The 1846-nt window shown below is 60.3% G+C and carries 1 protein-coding gene and 1 pseudogene; both read right to left on the bottom strand.

Annotated features, from left to right (window positions below):
* A partial coding sequence (locus RMN84_RS01130) for a hemerythrin domain-containing protein (protein WP_309610371.1) occupies positions 1-463 on the bottom strand: 463 nt, incomplete at its 3' end.
* A 290-nt stretch (positions 464-753) separates the two neighbouring features.
* Positions 754-1425: pseudogene (gene mtgA / locus RMN84_RS01125) on the bottom strand (monofunctional biosynthetic peptidoglycan transglycosylase); the annotation flags it as partial.
* Positions 1426-1846: the final 421 nt, after the last annotated feature.

The raw sequence follows: 1846 nt of genomic DNA, 5'->3' as shown, positions 1-1846 counted from the left end.
TGTCGCTCGCCATCCCGCCGAGCTTGAACAGATAGGTCTTGACCTCGCCATGCTCCTTTTCGAGCAGGTCGGCATCGGCCTTCTCGTTCGCCTCGCGCAGCGCCGGATAGACGACCATTTCTTCTTCGTGGGCGTGCTTGTCGAGCGCATGGGTCAGCTTCGTCAGGAGCATTCCGCGCTTGATTTTCTGGGTCTCATCGGTCGCGAGCATCTTGTCAAAGATCGACAACGTCATTTTATGCTCGGCGGCCAGTACCTCGTCCCAGTCGCCAGCAATGCCGGACAGGCCTTGGACGATCAGCTTGCGTCCGAGATTTGCCGCGACGATCACCGCCGCGCCAGCGACCGCCGCACTCAAAAGCGCGCCAGTAGTCGTGCCGCTCCAGTCGAACAGGCCAGCGGGGCCGGCCTTCTTCGCCGTGAATTCGCCATTCCCGCTGCGAGGTGGGTTGCGCGTGGCCATGGGACAATTCCTCTGTTGAATGGACCGCTAAAACGAGTGAGAAGGGGAGTGCGTTCCGGTCAAAAAGCGTTGGTCGTCGCCTGTTCCGGTGCGTTCGTCTCGGGTGACGGAGGCGCGGCTGACGGTTCGGCACCTGCTACGTTTGACGGCGCTGCATCCGCTGCCACCTGATCGACATCGGCCTCTGGTGGCGGCGCGGCCTTGCTCTCATAGTCGTCTCCCGGCAGCGGGCGCTTCGCCTTGCTCTCGATCGGCGCCGTCTTGTTCACCGGTGCGCTTGCTCCGGCATAAACGCAGGCGTCGAGCCCGTCGCGCCCGACCGCCCCGATCCGTCCGGCTATGATCGCTCCATAGCGCCGCGTGAAGCCGACCGGTGCTACCGCCCCGCGCTTCTTGGGCAACGGCAGCACGGCCGCGATCCGCGCCGCTTCTGTCGCGCTCATCGCGTTGGCGTCATGGCCGAAATAACGCAGTGACCCAGCGTTGACGCCATAGGTGCCGATCCCGGTCTCGGCAACGTTGAGATACACCTCCATGATTCGCCGCTTGCCCCACAACCGCTCGATCAGGAATGTAAACCACGCTTCCACACCCTTGCGGGCATAGCCGCCGCCCTGCCACAGGAAGACATTCTTCGCGGTCTGCTGGCTGATGGTCGATCCGCCGCGAATGCGCCCGCCGCTGGCGTTGCGCTTGGCGGCATCCTCGATCGCCTGGAAGTCGAACCCATTATGGCTACAATATTTGCCGTCCTCGGCCGCAATCGTCGCGCGCACCATGTCGCGGTCGATCGCACCCATCGGTATCCAGACGCGCGCCGCACCCCGACCGGCGAAAATATCACCGGCCATCGTGAGCGTGATTGGCGGATCGACGAACCGGTACGCCCCCACCCATAGCAGGCTGAGCAGTAACGACGCGACGAAAAGGCGGACGAGCCAACTAAACGAGCGCCGCCCGATAGGCCGCTTGCCGCTAAGCACTGATCTCGCTCGACTTTTTGCTTTGCGACTGGCCACGCGATCGTGAGTAGCGGTTTAGGTGATCTTGGAGAAGCTCTTGTGGTCACTTGAAGTAATCAGACGTATTACTTGACTCTTGTAAGTATTAACATATCGTATTTTACAAAATATTAACAGGTGTCTCAATTCGAGACACTATTGACTACCATTAACGACAAGTAAAAATGGTCGGAACCATATGGTGAATATTGTGTTAACCTTTGTATCGCGGTCGGCTGTCGGCACTGCGAGGTAGTTCTAGGAGGAAGTATGAAAAAGCTAAGCTTGGCGATTGCCGCCGCGGCTTGCGCGCTCGGATCGTCAGCGGCGAATGCCGCGCTGGCGGTCACCACGCAAAATCTCGTGATCACCGGCTCGACCG

It is taken from the genome of Sphingomonas sp. (assembly GCF_031380695.1).
GTDB lineage: Bacteria > Pseudomonadota > Alphaproteobacteria > Sphingomonadales > Sphingomonadaceae > Sphingomicrobium.
The sequence above is the reverse complement of the archived record's forward strand: the minus strand, read 5'-3'. Positions and strand labels throughout refer to the sequence as shown.